Consider the following 16,800-nt stretch of genomic DNA (forward strand, 5'->3'; position numbering starts at 1 on the left):
TTTTAGGTCCGGGTCTGCGTCCGGACCGTCGCTACTTCATGGGCGTACTCATCGCGTGCTCATCGAGTGCTCATCGCAATCTCGACCTACTTCCAACTCGCGGAATACCAGGCCGCACGGGGGTTCCGTACGACGCGTCTTACGGTGTTGCCTGCTCGACGTAGAGGCGCAACGCCGCGGTGTCGAGCGGTCCCGGAGCGCGCAGCGCCCGCGGGATCGCCCGGCGGCGGACCGCCAGATCGAGACAGACCAGAACGGGATGCACGTACGCACCCCGGCCGGGCAGCGTACCGCGATGATCGGGGGCGCATTCGCCCTCGACCGCCACGATGCGCAGCAAGTCTCTCTTGGCCGCTCGCTCCCGGCACCCCACACAGGTGCGTTCAGGGCATGCGCGGGCTCGCGTCCGGCCAGACACTCTTAAGTCTACCTCCCCGTACCGACCTCACCCCTTTGGGGCAAGAATCGAACGGTTGTTGTCGTGATGTAAGCGTTGCGCGGGCCGGATCTATTCCCGGTCTATTCCCCGCGCTGCTCGGCGGGCTGCTCGGTGTCCGGACGGATGTCGATCCGCCAGCCGGTGAGGCGGGCGGCGAGGCGGGCGTTCTGGCCCTCCTTGCCGATCGCCAGCGAGAGCTGGTAGTCGGGGACCGTCACGCGCGCCGAACGGGCCGCGAGGTCGACGACCTCGACCTTGGAGACCCGGGCCGGGGAGAGGGCGTTGGCCACCATGTCCGCCGGGTCGTCCGACCAGTCGACGATGTCGATCTTCTCGCCGTTCAGCTCGGCCATCACGTTGCGCACCCGGCCGCCCATGGGGCCGATGCAGGCGCCCTTGGCGTTCAGACCGCTGCGGTTGGACCGGACGGCGATCTTCGTGCGGTGGCCGGCCTCACGGGCGATGGCGGCGATCTCGACGGAACCGTCGGCGATCTCCGGCACCTCCAGCGCGAAGAGCTTCTTCACGAGGTTGGGGTGCGTACGGGACAGGGTCACGGACGGACCGCGGACGCCCTTGGCCACCCGTACGACGTACGAGCGCAGGCGCAGGCCGTGCTCGTAGTTCTCGCCGGGGACCTGCTCCTGCACCGGCAGGATGGCCTCCAGCTTGCCGATGTCGACGAGCACGTTCTTCGGGTCGCGGCCCTGCTGGACCACACCGGTGACGATGTCGCCCTCACGGCCCGCGTACTCGCCGAGGGTCGCGTCGTCCTCGGCGTCCCGCAGACGCTGCAGGATCACCTGCTTGGCGGTGGTGGCGGCGATCCGGCCGAACCCCGAGGGGGTGTCGTCGAACTCGCGGGCCTCCTGCCCCTCCTCCAGGTCCTCGGGGTCCTCCTTCGCCCACACGGTCACATGGCCGGTCTCCCGGTCGAGTTTCACGCGCGCGCGCCGGCGGCTTCCCTCGGTGCGGTGGTAGGCGATGAGGAGGGCCGACTCGATCGCCTCGACCAGCAGGTCGAAGGAGATCTCCTTCTCCCGCACCAAACCCCGCAGGGCACTCATGTCGATGTCCACGGCTACGCCTCCTCTTCCTTCTTGTCCTTGCGGCTGAACTCGACCTGGACGCGGGCCTTGACGATGTCCCCGAACGCGAGCCGTCTGGCGGTGGGCTTGCGCCCCTTCACACCCGGCACCTCGACGTCGAGCCCGTCGTCCTCGACCCGCAGGATCCTGGCGAGCAGTTCGCCTTCCTCCGCGAGCTGGAACTTCACCAGGCGGTCGGTGGCGCGTACGTAGTGACGGTGTTCCTTGAGCTCACGCTCGGCACCGGGGGTTCCGACCTCGAGGGTGTACTCACCCGAACCCATCACGTCGGTCTCGTCGAGCTTCGCCGAGAGCGCGCGGCTCACATCGGCGATCGCGTCCAGGTCGGCACCTTCGTCCGAATCCACGACGACGCGCAGTACACGCTTACGGCCTACGGACTCCACTTCGATCTCTTCCAGATCGAGGCCCTGGGAGCTCACGAGCGGATCCAGGAGTTCTCGAAGCCTCTCGCTCTGGGTCGTGCTCATCCGGGTGACTCCTCGGCCGCGTGTGCTGTTGTGGGTTGGTCGCGTGTCAGCTCAAAGGGTATCCGGTCGCGGAGGGTGTTGCCGTCCACCGGGCGGGTGCTCCCACGCGGACGGGTGCCCGCCGACCGCCCCGGAACAGCGCCGTGAACAGTTGGAGGAGAGCCGCTGGGCCGTGATCGGCCCCTGCGCGGGTACCGTGATCACGGGCAGTTCGCCCATACATTCGTACGAGCCCTCCGAGGACGTCTTCCGTGTCGTTCCCCCTGCCGTCGCGCACCCCGTCGGGTCCGCGCCGAAGGACCCTGCTCGCGGCCGCCGCGGGTGCCTTCGCGCTCGCGGGCTGTTCCGCCGCTCCCGAGTCGTCGAACGACACGACCGGCGGGAGCCCCTCGCTCGCCGACCGCGCCCGCGCCCGCGCGGCCCGGGACAGCATGACGCTCTCCGACCGGTACACCGCGGTGATCGCCGCCCATCCCGGGCTCGCGGAGCGGCTCGGCCCGCTGCGGGCCGAGGTCGTCCGGCACGCGACGGCGTTCGGGGGCGGCAGCGCGGGGGCGTCCGGGGCCGCGTCGGCACCGGTGTCCGGGGCGCCCACGGCGTCGGCCTCCTCGGGCGAGTCCCCGTCCGCCTCCTCGTCCGCCCCGGCCTCGGAGTCGCCGTCCGCTTCCGGTTCGGCATCGAGTTCGGCATCGAGTTCGGCATCCGCCGGGGTCTCCCCCGGTGTCGCGGCGCGGCCCAAGGACGCGCTCGCCGACCTCGCCTCCGCCGAACTGAAGCTCGCGGACGAACGGACCCAGGCCCTGGTGGACGTCCCCGGCGAACTCGCCCGGCTGCTCGCCTCCGTGGCGGCGGCCGGAGCGGCCCACGCGTTCCTGCTGACGAAGGCGGCGAAGTGAGCAAGCGGAGCAAGACCGAGGAAGCCGAGCTCAAGGCCCTGCAGGCCGCGCTCGGCGCCGAGCACGCGGCCGTCTACGGCTACGGCGTCGTGGGCGCCCGGATCGGCGCGGCCCGGCAGTCGGACGCCCGGTCGGCGTACGACGCCCACCGGGCCCGGCGGGATGAACTGACCCGCGCGGTCAAGGACTTGGGCGCCGAGCCCGAGGCCGCGTCGGCCGCGTACATGCTGCCGTTCCCCGTGACGGACACGGCCGCCGCCATACGGTTCGCGGCCGAGCTGGAGGAGCGCGTCGCCGACGTGTACTCCGACCTCGTGCGCGCCTCCGCGGACGACCGGCGGCGCATGGCGGCCGGGGCGCTGCGCGAGGCCGCGGTCCGCGCGGTGCGCTGGAGCGGCGAGAGCGTAGCCTTCCCTGGGCTCGCCGAGCGGGCGGGCACCCCGTCCGCCACGGCACCCTCGCCGACGTAACGCGAACTGGAAGGAAACATCTCGCGCATGGACTCGCGCATGGCCTTCGATCCGCCGCAACGCCTTGTCCGGGCGCTCGGCGAGACCCGCCGCGGCGGGCCGGAGGGCGCCGACGAGGCCGACGAGTGGCTGGAGCGCCTGCCCGAGCTGGCCCGACGGGCCGTCGCTCTGCGCGAGTTGACCGTGGAGCGGGTACAGGCGCCGGGCGGGCGCAGCAGTCTGGTCGTCCTGGTGCGCCGGGCCGACGGCACGCCCGCCGTGCTCAAGCTGGCGCCCGGACGGGCGCGGCCGGAGGCCGAGCGGGTCGCGCTCGCCCACTGGGACGGCCGCGGCGCGGTCCGTCTCCTCGACGCCGACGGCGCTCCGGACGCGCCCGGCACGGATGACACGGACGGCGTCCTGCTGCTGGAGCGGCTGCACCCGGACGTCTCGGTGCGGTCGCTGCCCGAGGCGAAGGCCCTGCTGGAGGCGTCCGGGACGCTGCGGCGGCTGTGGGTCGAGCCGCCCGCCGACCCCGTCTTCGAGACCGTCGCGGAGCGGACCGGGCGGCAGGCCGAGGCCATGCGGGCCACGGTCGCGGCCGGCCCGGGTGCAGGTGCCGAGACCGCGGCCCTGGTCGACGCCGCGCTCGCGGCCCGCGAGGAACTGCTGGCCGGGCCGCCGGAGGAACGGCTGCTGCACGGCACCTTCCGGCAGAGCAAGGTGCTCGCCGGGGAGCGGGTGCCCTGGCTGGCGGTGGGGCCGGACCCGGTGGTCGGCGAGTGCGCGTTCGACCTGGCCCGGCTGGTCCGCGACCGGGTGGAGGACCTGATCGCCTCGCCTTCGGGGCCGTCGATCACCCGGCGGCGGATCAAGCGGCTCGCCGAGTCCCTGGAGGTGGACCAGGCGCGGCTGCGCGGCTGGACCCTGTTCCGCGCCGTCGAGTCCGGTGTCCGGGCGTCCCGCGTCGGCCGCCCCCAGGACGCCGAACTGCTCCTGGAATTCGCCGGCTGGCTCTGAGGACCGGGCGGCCCACGGTGCCGGGCCCGACCGCGGGCGTGACGGCGACGGGCCTGATCGGGCCGGGCCCGCGGACGCCGTGCCGTCCCGCCGGCGCAGACGGTGGTCCCCCGCGCACGCCACACCCTGCCCCGCCGCCCGACCGGCGCACCCCACTCCCCACAGCGGACGGCACGCACAGCGGACGGCACGCACGGCGGACCCGGGCCGCGCCGGCCCCTCACGCCCCCGAAGGGAGACGGCCCACGCGGGCGGAGCGCCCCGACCCGTCAGCGGGGCCGGCACGCCGACTCCCTCCCGGGCGAACGGCATGAGCGGCCAACCCAGGCCGCGCCCCGGCCCTTCACGGCCCCCGAAGGACCACGGCCCACGGACGGCGACGCGCCGGTGCCCCGTGCCTCCGGGGAGGAGGTACGGGGCACCGGGAGGTCAACGGCTACGCCGTCAGGCGGGCGATCGCCTCTTCGACGGTCAGTTCCTCGCGCTCGCCCGTGCGGCGGTCCTTCAGTTCCACGACGCCCTCGGCCGAGCGGCGGCCGGCGACCAGGATCTTCGGGACGCCGATCAGCTCGGCGTCGGTGAACTTCACGCCCGGGGAGACGCCCGCACGGTCGTCGACCAGGACGCGGACGCCCGCGGCGGAGAGCTTCTCGGACACGTCGAGCGCCAGCTCGGTCTGGAGGGCCTTGCCCGCGGCGACCACGTGCACATCGGCCGGAGCGATTTCCTTGGGCCAGCACAGGCCCTGCTCGTCCGCCGACTGCTCGGCCAGCGCGGCGACGGCACGGGAGACGCCGATGCCGTACGAGCCCATGGTCACGCGGACCGGCTTGCCCTGCTGTCCGAGCACGTCGAGGCCGAAGGTGTCGGCGTACTTGCGGCCGAGCTGGAAGATGTGGCCGATCTCGATGGCGCGGTCCAGCTTGAGGCCGGCATCGCACTTCGGGCAGGGGTCGCCCTCTTCCACCACGACGACGTCGAGGTAGTCGTCGACCTCGAAGTCACGGCCGGCCACGACGTTCTTCGCGTGCGTGTTGATCTTGTTGGCGCCGGTGATCCAGGCGGTGCCGGGGGCGACGCGCGGGTCGGCGATGTAGCGGACCTTCTCCAGGCCCTGCGGGCCCACGTAACCGCGTACGAGATCACCGCGGCCCTCGAAGTCCTCGGCCGTGACGAGCTCGACGACGGCCGGGGCGAGGTGCTCGCCCAGCTTGCCGAGGTCGACCTCGCGGTCGCCGGGCACGCCCACGGCCACGATCTCGCCGTCGACCTTGACCAGCAGGTTCTTCAGGGTCGCCGAGGCCTTCACGCCGAGGTGCTCGGCGAGCGTCTCGATGGTCGGGGTGTCGGGGGTGTCCAGCTCCTCGACCGGGCCGTGCTCCTCGGAGACGGGCGTGAGCTTGAAGGTCACGGCCTCCGTGTTGGCGGCGTAGTCGCAGGCCGGGCAGTCCACGAACGTGTCCTCACCGGCGGGGGCCGGCGCGAGGAACTCCTCGGAGGCCGAGCCGCCCATGGCGCCGGAGACGGCGGACACGATGCGGTAGTCGAGGCCGAGACGCGCGAAGATCTTCTGGTAGGCCTCGCGGTGCAGGCGGTAGGACTCGGCCAGACCCTCGTCCGTGATGTCGAAGGAGTACGAGTCCTTCATCTGGAACTCGCGGCCGCGCAGCACACCGGCGCGCGGACGGGCCTCGTCGCGGTACTTGGTCTGGATCTGGTAGAGCATGACCGGCAGGTCCTTGTACGAGGCCACCTGGTCCTTCACGATCAGCGTGAAGATCTCCTCGTGCGTCGGACCGAGCAGGTACTCGGCGCCCTTGCGGTCCTTGAGACGGAACAGGAGGTCGCCGTACTCCTCCCATCGCGCCGAGGCCTCGTAGGGCTCCTTGGGCAGCAGGGCCGGGAGGAGGACCTCCTGGGCGCCGATCGCGTCCATCTCCTCGCGGACGACGCGGGAGATGTTGTCGAGGACCTTCTTGCCGAGCGGCAGCCAGGTCCAGATGCCCGCGGCGTTGCGGCGCACGTAACCGGCGCGGACGAGCAGCTTGTGGTTGAGCGTCTCGGCGTCCGCCGGGTCGTCACGCAATGTCTTGACCATCAAACGGGACATGCGCTGGACCTGGGCCATGGTTCTCGACTCCTGCTGCGTAAGGGTGATGCCTGGAGGTTATCCGGGCAGCGGCCGTCCCCGGAAATCCATTAGGAGTGTCGCAGGGGGAGCGGGGCGCCCATCACGGCGTACGGCTTGGGTGCGCTGGGGAACAGGACCTGCCGTGCCAGGTCCTCGTAGCCGAGGGAGCGGTACAGGCCGCGGGCCGGGCTGTCGATGTCGATCGCGGACAGGATCGAGCGGGGTTCGGCCGCCGTGTCGGTGATGGAGGTGATCAGCGTGCGGCCGACGCCCCGGTTCTGGAACCGGGGGTGGACGTGCAGTTCGGTGATCACGAAGGAGTCGTCGAGCCAGCCCTCGTGGCCCCGGCCGCGCAGATACGGCTCGACGACGGTGGACCACCAGTGCGCGCGGTCGTTGGGCATGCCGTAGACGAATCCCACGAGCCGTCCGTCGGTGGTGGTGGCGCCGAGCGCGCGGGCTCCCGGGTACGTGAGGTGGCGCAGCACGATCTGGCGGCGCACGGCGATCTCGTCGGCGCCGAGCCCGAAGGCGAGCGCCTGCACGGCGAGCGCCTCGTCGACACGCGCGGCGAGATCGAGCGGGCCGATGACCACGTCGGCGTCGCGGTGGCCGTGACCGGGGAAGCGCAGCATGCCGGGAGACTACCTGGCGGACCGTGTGACGCGTGAGGTGCCGACGGGCCCGTGGCAGGCGTCAGAACAGGACACTCATGAACGCGCCGGCCTCCTGGAAGCCGACGCGGCGGTACGTCGCCCGGGCCGCGGTGTTGAAGTCGTTGACGTAGAGGCTGACGACCGGGGCGACGTCGGCGAGGGCGTAGCGCAGCACGGCGGCCATGCCGGGGGCCGCGAGTCCCCGGCCGCGGTACTCGGGGGCCACCCACACGCCCTGGATCTGGCAGGCCTCGGCGGTCGCGGCGCCGATCTCCGCCTTGAAGACGACGTTGCCGTCCTGGTCGAGGCGGGCGAAGGACCGGCCGGAGCCGACGAGCTCGGCGACGCGGGCCTGGTAGAGCAGGCCGCCGTCGCCGGCCAGCGGGGAGACGCCGACCTCCTCGGTGAACATGGCGACACAGGCCGGCATGATCGTCTCCATCTCGTCCTTGCGGATGCGGCGGACGTACGGATCCGGGGTGATGTCGGCGGGCAGCCGGTCGGTGACCATCAGCGGCTGGTGGGCGCGGATCTCGCGGGCGGGGCCCCAGCTCGGTTCGAGCAGCCGCCAGAGCTGGGCGGTGGATTCGGCGGGCCCGACGATCGAGGAGCAGCGGCGGCCGCTCCTGCGGGCGCGGTCGGCGAAGCCGCGTACGGCGCGCGGGGTGGCGCAGATCGGGACGAGGTTGGCGCCCGCGTAGCAGAGGGACTGGAGCATGCCGTCCTCGTACCAGCCCCACATCTCGCCGCCGAGCCGCCATGGGTCGAGTCCGGCGATCTGTACACGGGAGGTGACGAACGCGTTCGCCACCGGCTCGCGGCCGAGGACGGCGAGCGCGGCGTCCAGGTCACTCGGTTCGAGGACCCTGGTGGTGGTCTGGGTCAACACGTGCGGGGCCCTCACCCTGGGATCTGCTGATCTCCGCACTGTACCTGGCGAGGTTGTGCCACGCCGCCCCTCGTCCCGGCGCAGCGGTCCCACCGGGGCGCCCGGTCAGGGGGCCACGAGCTGCTGGCCGCCGTCCACGTCGAAGGTCGCCCCGGTGAGCGCTTCGTTGACCATGACGTGGACGGCGAGCGCGGCCACGTCCCCGGGGCCCACGACCCGTCCGATGGGAAGCGTCCGGCGCAGCTCCTCCCGGCGTGCTTCGAGCCGGTCGCCGAGGAGCGCGGCGGACAGGGGGGTGTCGACGAATCCGGGGGCGATGAGGTTCGCCCGGATCGGTGCGAGTTCGAGCGCCAGGTTGGCGGTGAGGGCGGGCAGGGCCGCGGTCATGGCGCCCACGACCGCCATGCCGGGTCCGGGCCGGCGGCCGCCGGTGCCGCCGATGAAGATCAGGGTGCCTCCGGCCCGGACCTTGTCGCGGCTGCCGAGGGCGACACCGAGGGTCATGGACAGACGCTGGGCGAACGCCCGGCTCGCCTCGGCCAGGTCCATGGTGTCCAGGGGCATGTAGGCCGGGCTCCCCGCCGTGAGCAGGATGTGGTCGACCGGCCCGGACAGGTTCTCGAAGAACTCCGCGAGGCGTCCGCTGTCGCTCGCGTCGAAGGCCGCGGTGGCGACCGGCCGGAGTTCACGTGCCGCTTCCTCCAGACGGTCGGGATTCCGGCCGACCAGGACCAGGCGCCCGCCGCCCGCGCGCACCTGCCGGGCCGTCTCCCGTCCGATACCCGCGCTCGCTCCGATCACCACGACCGTCTGGCCGGCGATGTCCGGCGGGCGAGGTGTCACCCGCTCTTCTCGATCAGCGGTCATGGTGTGCCTCCTGGGCCGGGCGTCCGGCCGTGCGGTCGCGTGAGGGGGACGGTGGTCGCGCCCTGCCCTTCGTGCCTGCGGAAACCGGCGCCGGATCCGTGTCGTCCGGCGCACCGACCCATCGTCGCTCCCGGACCCGCCGCGCGCCTGTCGGTGAACCCGGGCCGCCGGACGCGCCGGAACGGCGAAGGCCCCCGGTTCCCCGCGCTCCCCGAGTGCCCTGCCGGTCCGGTGTCGGATCGCTGGGTTCGGGGGACGCGCGGGGCCCGGGGGCCTCGTACGAACTGCCGGGGGCGTCAGCCCGCCACGGAGACCGTCGGCTCGCCGGAGGCGATTCCGTCGGCCTCCATCTGCTCGGCGAGCTTCATCGCCTCTTCGATCAGGGTCTCCACGATCTTCGACTCGGGGACGGTCTTGATGACCTCGCCCTTCACGAAGATCTGGCCCTTGCCGTTGCCGGAGGCGACGCCGAGGTCGGCCTCGCGGGCCTCGCCGGGACCGTTGACGACGCAGCCCATGACGGCGACGCGCAGCGGGACCTCCATGCCGGTGAGCCCGGCGGTGACCTCTTCGGCCAGCTTGTAGACGTCGACCTGGGCGCGGCCGCAGGACGGGCAGGAGACGATCTCCAGGCCGCGCTGGCGCAGGTTCAGCGACTGGAGGATCTGCAGGCCGACCTTGACCTCCTCGACCGGCGGGGCCGAGAGGGAGACGCGGATGGTGTCGCCGATGCCCTCGGAGAGCAGGGCGCCGAACGCGACGGCCGACTTGATGGTGCCCTGGAAGGCGGGGCCGGCCTCGGTCACGCCGAGGTGGAGCGGGTAGTCGCAGGCGGCGGCGAGCTGGCGGTAGGCGTTGACCATGACGACCGGGTCGTTGTGCTTGACCGAGATCTTGATGTCACGGAAGTCGTGCTCCTCGAAGAGGGACGCCTCCCACAGCGCGGACTCGACGAGCGCCTCGGGCGTGGCCTTGCCGTACTTCTGGAGCAGCCGCTTGTCGAGCGAGCCGGCGTTGACGCCGATCCGGATCGGGGTGCCGGTGTCCTTGGCGGCCCGCGCGATCTCCTTGACCTGGTCGTCGAACTGCTTGATGTTGCCGGGGTTGACACGGACGGCCGCGCAGCCGGCGTCGATCGCGGCGAACACGTACTTCGGCTGGAAGTGGATGTCCGCGATGACGGGGATCTGGGACTTCTTGGCGATGGTGGCGAGCGCGTCGGCGTCGTCCTGGGTGGGACAGGCCACCCGCACGATCTGGCAGCCGGACGCGGTCAGCTCCGCGATCTGCTGGAGCGTGGCGCCGATGTCCGACGTGCGCGTGGTCGTCATCGACTGCACCGAGACGGGAGCGTCTCCGCCCACGGCCACGGTCCCGACCTGGATCTGCCGGGTCTTCCGGCGCTCGGCCAGCTTGGTCGGAACGGACGGCATGCCGAGAGAAATCGCAGTCATCTGCTGTGCAACCCCAAGTTATGGATCAAGGTCCCGGAAATCGTGGGCTCCGGGCTTCGAGATTACGGTACGAGCGCGCCACCGAGCACATCACGCCCCCGGCACTCAAACCCACTCAATGGAAGGCGGCCGGACACCCAGGGTGTCCGGCCGCCACCAACGCAGTATGACTAAGAGATTTTCACGGGATTTACGACGTCCGCGATGAGGACGAGGACCGTGAAGCAGACGAAGATCCCGGCCACCACGTAGGCCACCGGCATCAGCTTCGCCACGTCGAACGGGCCCGGGTCCGGGCGGCGCAGCACCCGGGCGAGGTTCCGGCGCAGGGACTCCCACAGGGCGCCCGCGATGTGCCCGCCGTCGAGCGGCAGCAGCGGGAGCATGTTGAACAGGAACAGGGAGAGGTTGAACCCGGCGACGAGCAGCAGCATCATTGCGACCTGCTGCGACGCGGGGATGTCCAGGGTGAAGACGTCGCCGCCGATGCGGGCCGCGCCGACCACGCCCATCGGGGAGTCGGCCTTGCGCGGAGCGTCGCCGAAGGCGGCGTTCCACAGGTCGGGCACCTTGCCGGGCAGCGAGACCAGGGACTCGATGCCGTTCTGCATCATGTCGCCCATGCGGTCCACGGACTGGCCGAAGGACTGCTCGACGATGCCGGAGGCGGGCGTGAAGCCGAGAAAGCCGGCGTACACGTACTTGCCCTCGACGTAGCCGCCGTTGCCGTCGGTCTTGCTCACCTGGTTCTTGATCAGGTGGGCCTTCAGGGGGACCTGCTGTCCGTTGCGCTCGACGGTGATCGTGACGTCCTTGCCGGGGTTGGCCCGGATGTCGGACTGGAGGGCCGCCCAGTCGTCGACCGGCTTGCCGTCGAAGGCGACGATCTTGTCGCCGCCGCGGAGCCCGGCGGCCTTGGCGGGGGCCGCCTGGTCGTCCTTGGCGCACTTCGTGCGGTTCTCGCTCTGCTGGATGACGCAGTCGGAGACCTTGCCGACCGTGGTGGTCTGGGTCTGGACGCCGAACGTCATCATCACGCCGAGGAAGATCGCGACGGCGAGGATCAGGTTCATGAAAGGACCGGCGAACATCACGATCACGCGCTTCCACGGCTTGCGCGTGTAGAAGAGGCGGGTGTCGTCGCCGGGCTGCAGTTCCTCGAAGGCGGCCGACCGGGCGTCCTCGATCATGCCCCGGAAGGGGGACGTCGAGCGGGCCTCGATCCGGCCGTCCGGGCCGGGCGGGAACATCCCGATCATGCGGATGTAGCCGCCGAGCGGAACGGCCTTGATGCCGTACTCGGTGTCGCCCTTCTTGCGCGACCAGATGGTCGGCCCGAAGCCGACCATGTACTGCGGCACCCGGATGCCGAACAGTTTGGCCGTCGACAGATGTCCCAGCTCGTGCCACGCGATCGAGATCAGCAGGCCGACCACGAAGACGACTATGCCGAGGATCATCATCAGGGTCGTCATGCACGAGCCTCCGCGATTGTCGTCTGTGCCGTCAGTTCACGGGCCCGGGCCCGTGCCCAGGTCTCCGCTTCGAGGACGTCCGCGAGGGTCAGGGAAGTTCCCGTACGCGGTGTGCCGTGTTCCTCGACGACCCGGGTGACGGTCTCCATGATCCCGTTGAACGGCAGTGTGCCGTTCAGGAACGCGTCCACGCACTCCTCGTTGGCGGCATTGAACACCGCCGGGGCCGTACCCGCGAGCTGCCCCACGTGCCGGGCGAGTCCCACCGACGGGAAGGCGTCGTTGTCGAGCGGGAAGAACTCCCAGCTCGACGCCTTCGTCCAGTCGAAGGCGGGCGCCGCGTCCGGGACGCGTTCGGGCCAGCCGACACCGATGGCGATGGGCCCCCGCATGTCGGGGGGCGTCGCCTGGGCGATCGTCGAGCCGTCCGTGAATTCCACCATCGAGTGGACATACGACTGCGGGTGCACGACCACCTCAATGCGGTCGAAGGGAATGTCGTAGAGGAGGTGTGCCTCGATGACTTCCAGTCCCTTGTTGACCAGGGTCGCGGAGTTGACGGTGATGACCGGGCCCATGGCCCAGGTGGGGTGCGCGAGGGCGTCGGCCGGTGCCACGTTCGCCAGCTCCGCCTTCGTACGGCCGCGGAACGGTCCCCCGGAGGCGGTCACCACGAGCTTGCGCACATCGGCACGGGTACCCGAGGCCAGCGCCTGGAACAGGGCCGCGTGCTCGGAGTCGACCGGGATGATCTGGCCCGGCTTCGCCAGCGCCTTGACCAGCGGGCCGCCGACGATGAGCGACTCCTTGTTGGCGAGCGCGAGGGTGCGGCCCGCCTCCAGCGCGGCGAGGGTGGGCGCGAGGCCGATGGAACCGGTGATGCCGTTGAGGACGGTGTGACAGTCCGACGCGGCGACCTGGGTGGCCGCGTCCGGTCCGGCGAGGATCTCGGGCAGGGTCTCGCCGGGCGCGTACAGGGCCGCGAGGGCCTCCCTGAGCGCCGGGACGGCGTCCTCGCGCGCGACGGCGACCGTCCGTACCCGCAGCCGGTGCGCCTGCTCGGCGAGCAGGGCGACCCTGCCGCCGGCGGCAGCCAGCGCGGTGACCCGGAACCGGTCGGGGTTGCGCAGCACGAGGTCGATGGCCTGGGTGCCGATCGATCCGGTGGAACCGAGGATCACGACATCCCGGACTCCGTTCACGGGGTCGAAGACGAGATGCGGATCAGCGAGGGGGGCTGGACTGTCGCTCATCCCCCCATTGTGGCCGCATCGCGGCCGCCGAAAGACAGGGCGTCCCTCATTCCCACCGACTCTCCCCGTGAACGGGGTGCCCGGGCGCGTCGGGAAGCCCGGGCGGAGGCGTGCGTCCAGGTTGCGTCCGGACGTGTGTCCGGGTGTGCCTCCCGGTGCGCGCCGCCTCGGGTCGTGGGCCCCGGCGGCCGCCGGGTACGGCCGCGCACGGGCCGTCCGCCGGCGGGCCCGTGCGCGGTCGCGGGACGAGGGTCAGCGAATGGGCCGGTGCACGTTCTCCCGGGTGCTCGCGCCGGGAGTGGCGTCGGCGATCCAGGGGCCTTCGCCCGAGGGGTCCAGGACGCCTTCCTCCAACCAGGTGTAGGTGCCCGACAGGACCCCCTTGACGACCTTGCGGTCGAGGTCGTCGGTGTTGGTCCACAGGCGTCCGAAGAGTTCCTCGACCCGGATGCGGGACTGGCGGCAGAAGGCGTCGGCGAGCTGGTAGGCCTCGCGCCCGTGATCGCCCTTCTTGCGCAGGTGCTCCGCCCGTACACAGGCCGCGCTCATGGCGAAGAGCTCGGCCCCGATGTCGACGATCCGGCCCAGGAAGCCCTGCTTGGTCTCCATGCGGCCCTGCCAGCGCGACATCGCGTAGAAGGTGGACCGGGCGAGCTTGCGGGCGTTGCGCTCCACGTACCGCAGATGCGTGGAGAGGTCCACGTCCTGGTCGAACTCGCTGTACGAGCGCGGGAGCTGACCCGCGCCGGCGACCAGTTTCGGCAGCCACTTGGCGTAGAAGACACCGGCGTTCGCGCCCGCCTTCGCCTTCTCCGAGAGGGACTTGTCGGGGTCGATGAGGTCGCCGGCGACCGAGAGGTGGGCGTCGACGGCCTCCCGGGCGATCAGCAGGTGCATGATCTCCGTGGAGCCCTCGAAGATGCGGTTGATGCGCAGGTCGCGCAGGACCTGTTCGGCGGGGACCGCGCGCTCGCCGCGGGCCGCCAGAGACGCGGCCGTCTCGAAGCCGCGGCCGCCGCGGATCTGGACCAGTTCGTCGGCCATCAGACAGGCCATCTCGGAGCCGTACAGCTTGGCGAGCGCGGCCTCGATGCGGATGTCGTTGCGGTTCTCGTCGGCCATCTGCGAGGACAGGTCGAGCACCGCCTCCAGCGCGAAGGTGGTGGCCGCGATGAAGGAGATCTTGGAGCCGACGGCCTCGTGGAAGGCGACCGGCTTGCCCCACTGCTCGCGCACGGACGTCCACTCACGGGCGATCTTCAGGCACCACTTGCCGGCGCCGACGCACATCGCGGGCAGCGAGAGGCGGCCGGTGTTGAGCGTGGTGAGGGCGATCTTCAGGCCCGCGCCCTCGGGTCCGATGCGGTTGGCGGCCGGCACGCGCACCTGGTGGAAGCGGGTGACGCCGTTCTCCAGGCCGCGCAGGCCCATGAACGCGTTGCGGTTCTCGACGGTGATGCCCTCCGAGGCGGCCTCCACCACGAAGGCCGTGATGCCGCCCTTGCGGTCCTCGGACTTCGGGACGCGCGCCATGACGACGAGGAGGTCGGCGACGACGCCGTTCGTCGTCCAGAGCTTCACCCCGTCGAGGATGTAGTCGTCGCCGTCCGGCACGGCGGTCGTGGCGAGCCGCGCCGGGTCGGAGCCGACGTCCGGCTCGGTGAGCAGGAAGGCCGAGATGTCGGTACGGGCGCAGCGGGGCAGGAAGACGTCCCGCTGCTCCTGGGTGCCGAAGAGCTTCAGCGGCTGGGGCACACCGATCGACTGGTGGGCCGAGAGCAGCGCGCCGAGCGCCGGGTTCACGGAGCCGACCAGGGCGAGGGCCTTGTTGTAGTACACCTGGGTGAGGCCCAGGCCGCCGTACTTGGTGTCGATCTTCATGCCGAGGGCGCCGAGTTCCTTGAGCCCGGTGATGGTCTCGTCCGGGATCCGTGCCTCGCGCTCGATCCGGGCGGAGTCGATCTTCGTCTCGCAGAAGTCCCGCAGTTTGGCCAGGAACTCCTCGCCGCGCAGCGTGTCCTCGTCGGCCGGGAGCGGGTGCGGGTGGATCAGGTCGAGCCGGAAGCGGCCGAGGAAGAGTTCCTTCGCGAAGCTGGGCTTGCGCCAGTCCTGTTCGCGCGCGGCCTCGGCGACCTGTCGGGCTTCGCGTTCGGTGACTGTGGGCTGGTGGGGTGTGGCGGACATGAGGCTCACCTCGCCGCGAATAGGGATCTTGGGACAGTCCATTACCGACCGGTTCTACTCGATCGTATTTACCCGATTCCGGATGACCCCACCAGTCCTCGCGCAGCGTTCGGCCCGATGCGCTCCCCCGCGAACCGGCCATGGGTGTTGCGCCGGGGGCCCGCTCCGGGGGACGGTCTGGATGCGCCGAACGGGGGACGTGTCGCTCGACGTGCCGCCCGACCGCCGGGAGGTGCGTCGCGGCCGGGACCCACCATCGCGTCGCGGCGGGGAACCGAGGCCGGGAAAGGGCTGTCGAAGCGCTTCGACAGCCTATGGACACCATTCCTCCACCGGGCTAGTGTCGAGCCACCCTCATTCGCCCCGATCGGTACCGCGCGCACTGTCGAAGCGCTTCACAAAACTGGGAGAGCTGGATGGTCACCCTCGCCGAGGTCGCCCAGCACGCCGGAGTCTCGGCGAGCACGGTGAGCTATGTCCTCAGCGGCAAGCGGTCCATCTCCGCGACCACCCGGCAGCGGGTCGAGCGGAGCATCCAGGAACTCGGCTACCACCCGAACGCGGGCGCCCGCGCCCTGGCGAGCAACCGGTCCAACATCATCGCGCTGATGGTCCCGCTGCGCACCGACATGTACGTACCGGTGATGATGGAAATCGCCATCGCCGTGGCCACCTGCGCCCGGACGCACGGGTACGACGTCCTGCTGCTCACCGGCGAGGAGGGGCCCGACGCGGTGCGCCGGGTCACCGGCAGCGGGCTCGCCGACGCGATGATCCTGATGGACGTCGAACTCGACGACGAGCGGCTGCCGTTGCTGCGCGCCACGGACCAGCCGTCCGTGCTCATCGGGCTCCCCGCCGACACCACCGACCTGACCTGCGTCGACCTCGACTTCGGGGCCACGGGTGCGCTGTGTGCCGAGCATCTGGCGCTGCTCGGTCACCGTGACATCGCTGTCATCGGCGAGGCCCCCGCCGTCTACGAGCGGCACACCGGTTTCGCCGTGCGGACGCTCGACGGACTCCGCGCCCGCTCGCGGGAGTTGGGGCTGGGTGTGCTGCACCGGCCCTGCGAGGGCGGCTACGACGCGATGGCCCTCACCCTCGCCCGCATCCTCGACGAGCGCCCGGGCACCACGGGCTTCGTCGTGCAGAACGAGTCGGCGGTCGAACCGCTGCTCGCGCTGCTGCGCCAGAAGGGCCGTGCCGTGCCCGAGGACGTCTCGGTGATCGCGATCTGCCCGGACCAGGTCGCCACCCAGGCCTCGGTGCGGCTGACGTCGGTCGCCATCCCCGCGCAGGACATGGGCCGCCATGCGGTCGAGCATCTGATCGCCAAGCTCGAAGGGCGGGGCAAGGACGAGGTCGTCCTGCTCGCACCCGAGTTGACGGTACGGGCGAGCACGGGGCCGGCGCCGGCCGCTCCCTGATCCGCTTCCCCTCGGGGGCACACCCGGCCGGCGCCCCCGTCGTGAGACCCCGGCGAACCCTCCGCCGGACACCGCTGT

The 16,800-nt window shown here is 71.4% G+C and carries 15 protein-coding genes; 4 read left to right on the forward strand and 11 right to left on the reverse strand.

Annotated elements, in window-relative coordinates:
* Window positions 1–139 precede the first annotated feature (139 nt).
* The 3 genes from ACFRIC_RS26960 to rimP all read right to left on the reverse strand — a co-directional run bounded on the left by ACFRIC_RS26960 (window position 140) and on the right by rimP (window position 2,018).
* The gene (locus ACFRIC_RS26960; RefSeq protein ID WP_351869824.1) at window positions 140–418 is read right to left on the reverse strand and encodes a YlxR family protein; all 279 of its coding nucleotides are present in this window, start codon (window positions 416–418) and stop codon (window positions 140–142) included.
* A gap of 101 nt (window positions 419–519) precedes the next feature.
* On the reverse strand, window positions 520–1,518 hold the full coding sequence (gene nusA, locus ACFRIC_RS26965; protein WP_355765230.1) for a transcription termination factor NusA: 999 nt from the start codon (window positions 1,516–1,518) through the stop codon (window positions 520–522).
* Between the two features lie 2 nt (window positions 1,519–1,520).
* Complete coding sequence (gene rimP / locus ACFRIC_RS26970; protein ID WP_382790534.1) at window positions 1,521–2,018, reverse strand: ribosome maturation factor RimP; 498 nt, start codon at window positions 2,016–2,018, stop codon at window positions 1,521–1,523.
* 251 nt (window positions 2,019–2,269) lie between these two features.
* Between rimP and ACFRIC_RS26975 the strand changes: the two genes are divergently transcribed.
* Genes ACFRIC_RS26975 through ACFRIC_RS26985 form a run of 3 tightly spaced genes read left to right on the forward strand, consistent with a single transcriptional unit; the run spans window position 2,270 to window position 4,383 of the window.
* Entirely contained in the window at window positions 2,270–2,914 is a 645-nt protein-coding gene (locus ACFRIC_RS26975) for a hypothetical protein (protein WP_382790537.1), read from the forward strand.
* Entirely contained in the window at window positions 2,911–3,384 is a 474-nt protein-coding gene (locus ACFRIC_RS26980) for a ferritin-like domain-containing protein (RefSeq protein WP_382790540.1), read from the forward strand. The genes ACFRIC_RS26975 and ACFRIC_RS26980 overlap by 4 nt, the downstream gene beginning before the upstream one ends.
* A gap of 39 nt (window positions 3,385–3,423) precedes the next feature.
* The gene (locus ACFRIC_RS26985) at window positions 3,424–4,383 is read left to right on the forward strand and encodes an aminoglycoside phosphotransferase family protein (protein ID WP_382791266.1); all 960 of its coding nucleotides are present in this window, start codon (window positions 3,424–3,426) and stop codon (window positions 4,381–4,383) included.
* Window positions 4,384–4,819: 436 nt separating this feature from the next.
* Here ACFRIC_RS26985 and ACFRIC_RS26990 read toward each other — a convergent pair whose 3' ends face one another.
* The 8 genes from ACFRIC_RS26990 to ACFRIC_RS27025 form a co-directional block, all read right to left on the reverse strand.
* Window positions 4,820–6,511 (reverse strand): proline--tRNA ligase, encoded by a 1,692-nt coding sequence (locus ACFRIC_RS26990; RefSeq protein ID WP_382790543.1) that lies wholly within the window; start codon window positions 6,509–6,511, stop codon window positions 4,820–4,822.
* Between the two features lie 71 nt (window positions 6,512–6,582).
* On the reverse strand, window positions 6,583–7,149 hold the full coding sequence (locus tag ACFRIC_RS26995; protein ID WP_382790546.1) for a GNAT family N-acetyltransferase: 567 nt from the start codon (window positions 7,147–7,149) through the stop codon (window positions 6,583–6,585).
* Window positions 7,150–7,210: 61 nt separating this feature from the next.
* Window positions 7,211–8,059: a GNAT family N-acetyltransferase gene (locus tag ACFRIC_RS27000; protein WP_382790548.1), complete on the reverse strand. Its 849-nt coding sequence runs from the start codon at window positions 8,057–8,059 to the stop codon at window positions 7,211–7,213.
* Window positions 8,060–8,164: 105 nt separating this feature from the next.
* Window positions 8,165–8,926 carry an SDR family oxidoreductase gene (locus ACFRIC_RS27005; RefSeq protein WP_382790551.1) on the reverse strand — a complete coding sequence of 254 codons (762 nt, stop codon included), beginning with the start codon at window positions 8,924–8,926 and terminating at the stop codon, window positions 8,165–8,167.
* 296 nt (window positions 8,927–9,222) lie between these two features.
* Window positions 9,223–10,380, reverse strand: coding sequence for a flavodoxin-dependent (E)-4-hydroxy-3-methylbut-2-enyl-diphosphate synthase (gene ispG / locus ACFRIC_RS27010; RefSeq protein ID WP_382790554.1), 1,158 nt, complete (start codon window positions 10,378–10,380; stop codon window positions 9,223–9,225).
* A gap of 170 nt (window positions 10,381–10,550) precedes the next feature.
* Window positions 10,551–11,855 carry a M50 family metallopeptidase gene (locus tag ACFRIC_RS27015; RefSeq protein ID WP_382790557.1) on the reverse strand — a complete coding sequence of 435 codons (1,305 nt, stop codon included), beginning with the start codon at window positions 11,853–11,855 and terminating at the stop codon, window positions 10,551–10,553.
* Window positions 11,852–13,108, reverse strand: a complete 1,257-nt coding sequence (dxr, locus tag ACFRIC_RS27020) for a 1-deoxy-D-xylulose-5-phosphate reductoisomerase (RefSeq protein ID WP_382790559.1) — start codon at window positions 13,106–13,108, stop codon at window positions 11,852–11,854. The genes ACFRIC_RS27015 and dxr overlap by 4 nt, the downstream gene beginning before the upstream one ends.
* 252 nt (window positions 13,109–13,360) lie before the next feature.
* Window positions 13,361–15,292 carry an acyl-CoA dehydrogenase family protein gene (locus ACFRIC_RS27025; protein WP_382790561.1) on the reverse strand — a complete coding sequence of 644 codons (1,932 nt, stop codon included), beginning with the start codon at window positions 15,290–15,292 and terminating at the stop codon, window positions 13,361–13,363.
* A 416-nt stretch (window positions 15,293–15,708) separates the two neighbouring features.
* Here ACFRIC_RS27025 and ACFRIC_RS27030 point away from each other — a divergent pair, with 416 nt between their 5' ends.
* The gene (locus ACFRIC_RS27030; RefSeq protein WP_382790564.1) at window positions 15,709–16,722 is read left to right on the forward strand and encodes a LacI family DNA-binding transcriptional regulator; all 1,014 of its coding nucleotides are present in this window, start codon (window positions 15,709–15,711) and stop codon (window positions 16,720–16,722) included.
* The last annotated feature ends 78 nt before the right edge of the window (window positions 16,723–16,800 follow it).

Origin of the sequence: Streptomyces sp. NPDC056738 (genome assembly GCF_042790435.1) — a bacterium.
In the GTDB taxonomy this organism is placed as follows: Bacteria; Actinomycetota; Actinomycetes; order Streptomycetales; family Streptomycetaceae; genus Streptomyces.